1 protein-coding gene is annotated in these 2,425 nt (G+C 70.2%); it reads right to left on the reverse strand.

Translation table 11 applies throughout. The annotated features are described in order from the left end of the window. On the reverse strand, positions 1 to 2,425 hold a 2,425-nt coding region (locus ICC28_RS39880; RefSeq protein ID WP_188293771.1), incomplete at both ends, for a condensation domain-containing protein.

Genomic DNA, 2,425 nt, shown 5'->3' on the forward strand with positions numbered 1-2,425 from the left:
GAGCGCCGAGGTGTGGGTCTTCAGGGTGAGACCGCCACCGGACGTGGTGACCGTCAGGGCGAACTCGTTGGAGCCCGAGCCGAAGCCCGCCGCGAGGTCGATCTGCTCCTCGTCCAGGTTGTGGAAGTCCTGGTAGTTGAAGATCACGTCGATCAGCCGGTCCGCACCGCCCGCGAGCCGCTGCACCTCGGGCAGCGGGAACCTGCGGTGCGACCACAGGCCCACCTCGGTGTCGAAGACCTGCTTGACCAGGTCGCTCCAGGTGGCGGCGGACCGACGGTGGGCGAACGGCAGTGTGTTGAGGAACATCCCGTGCACCCGGTCGGCGCCGAGGACTTCGAGGCGGGTGTCGCACACCAGGCCGGTGTGGAAGGCCTCTTCGTGGGTGAGCTGGCTCATCACCTTGAGATGGCCGGCGAGCAGGACGCTCTTCACCGAGGCGCGTGCCTCGGCGGCGAGCGCCCGCAGCGGCTGCTCCAGGTCGACCAGCGGCACGGTGACGCTGTACGCCTCCGCCTCCGACGCCGTACCCGCGTCTCCGCCGACGTCTCCGCCGACGTCGCTGCCGGCGTCGCTGTCGGCCCAGCTGTCCGGGAGCGCGAACGGGGTGTACCCGTGCACCACACCGTCCCAGTACGCGCGGTCCTCCGGCGAGGCGAGCGCGGCGAGTTCGGCCGCCACCGTGTCGGCGAAGCGGACCTGCGGCGGGATGTGCGCCGCGGGGGCGCGGCCGTCGCGCAGGGCGCGATAGCAGCCGATCAGCTCCATCAGCGTGGAGTGCTGGCTCCAGCCCTCGGTCACCATGTGCGACCTGGTGAGCCCCAGCCACCAGCCGTCGTCGGCCAGGTGTGCGCTCATCCGCAACTGCGGCGCGGCGGCCGGGTCGATCGGGCGCGCCTGCTCGGCGTCGACATGGGCCTGGATCGCCTCGTCCACCTGCTGCTCGTCGAGGCCGCGCAGATCGTGCACCTCAAGCGGGACGTCCACCCGGGAGTGAACGAGCTGCAGGGGCAGCGAGCATGTCGACAGGTCGAAGGACGTGCGCAGCGCCTCGTGGCGTGCGGTGACCTCACGGATGGCGACGCGCAGCGCCTCCTCGTCGAAGGGCTTGTCGTCGCGAACCTTGTAGCCGCCGGTGCTGTGGTAGTACGCGGTGGCGTCGGCCTGCAGCTCGTACAGCATGCCGGTCTGCACCTGGGTGAGCGGGTACGCGTCGTCCAGGTCGGCGGGCAGCAGGGCCCGGTCCTCCTCGGAGATCAGCGCGAACGGCTCGACGGGCCGGTATTCGGCGGCCGGTGCGCCACGGGTACCGATGAGTGCGGCGAGAGCGGCGACGGTGCGCTGCTCGAAGACGTCCCGTACGGAGATGTCGTGGCCGGCCGAGCGCAGTGCGCCGACGAGGGCGACGGCGCGGATGGAGTCGCCGCCGAGGTCGAAGAACGAGTCCTCGATGCCGACGCCTTCGGCACCTTCGACGCCGAGTATCTCGCCCCACACCAGGCAGAGTTGCTGCTCCAAGGGGTTGCGTGGAGCGAGCGAGCCGGCGTTCGCGGCGAGCGCCGAGGTGTCAGGTGCGGGGAGGTTCTTCTTGTCGAGCTTGCCGTTGGTGGTGAGCGGAATCGCCTCCAGCTCCACGAACGCCGCCGGGATCATGTACTCCGGCAGCTCCTGGGCGAGCGCCTCGCGCAGGACACGCGGCTCCACGGCCGAACCCTCCACCGGGACCAGATAGGCGACCAGACGCTTGTCACCCGGGGAGTCCTCACGGACCACGGCCACGGCCTGCCGCACCGCCGCATCCTTCAGCAACACGGCCGTGATCTCGCCGAGTTCGATCCGGAAACCACGGATCTTCACCTGGTCGTCGATACGGCCCAACACCTCAAGACCACCATCAGCACGACGACGCGCCACGTCACCACTGCGATACATCCGCGAACCCGCAACACCCCACGGATCCGGCACGAACCGCTCAGCCGTCAACGCCGGACGGCCGAGGTAGCCACGCGCCACACCGGGACCCGCCACATACATCTCACCTGGAACACCCACCGGCACCGGCTGCCCCTGCCCGTCCAGCAGATACACCGCCAGGTCACCCAGCGGGCGGCCCACCGGGCTGATGCCCGGGCGGGTCAGGTCCTCCGGCAGCACCGGCCTGAAGGTGACGTGGACGGTGGTCTCCGTAATGCCGTACATGTTCACGAGCGCGACCCGGTCGAGGCCCACCCGGTCGGTCCAGGGCGCGAGTTCGGCGACCTCCAGCTTCTCGCCGCCGAAGACCACGGCCCGCAGGCTCAACGCGTCGATCCGCTCGTCACCCGAGGCCGCGGCCGCGACCAGCGCGCGGAACGCGGTCGGCGTCTGGCTCAGGACCGTCACACCCTGCTCGACCAGGAGATCGAGGAATTCGTCCGGGGACTGC

Origin of the sequence: Streptomyces sp. TRM68416, from assembly GCF_014596915.1 — a bacterium.
Classification (GTDB): domain Bacteria; phylum Actinomycetota; class Actinomycetes; order Streptomycetales; family Streptomycetaceae; genus Streptomyces.